This window comes from Bacillus sp. GbtcB10 (assembly GCF_019091365.1).
Lineage (GTDB): Bacteria > Bacillota > Bacilli > Bacillales > Bacillaceae > Bacillus > Bacillus altitudinis.
In genome coordinates, this window is the sequence record NZ_JAGXJP010000251.1 from 1 (window position 1) to 256 (window position 256).

The 256-nt window shown below is 35.2% G+C and carries 1 pseudogene; it reads left to right on the forward strand.

Annotated elements, in window-relative coordinates:
- Positions 1-256: pseudogene (locus KVT11_RS20205) on the forward strand (ERCC4 domain-containing protein); the annotation flags it as partial.

A 256-nucleotide genomic window follows, 5' to 3' on the forward strand; every position in this document is an offset into this window, starting at 1 on the left:
TTTAATCCCTAAAAATGAAGAATTAGGAATTGCACGTGATATCTACTTAGATAGCCGAGTGGAACGAAAAGCTGACATAGATGAAATCACAGGAAACTTACAAAAGGATACACAAACAAGGTTTGAGAACGAATTGATTAGATCAAAAGACATTCCATTCACTCTAATTGTGGTGGACCTAAAAGGTTATGAAAAGATGCTAAAAGGTCAATACCGTTCGAAATACAGTCCATTAGCATTACTTGGCAGACTTAAT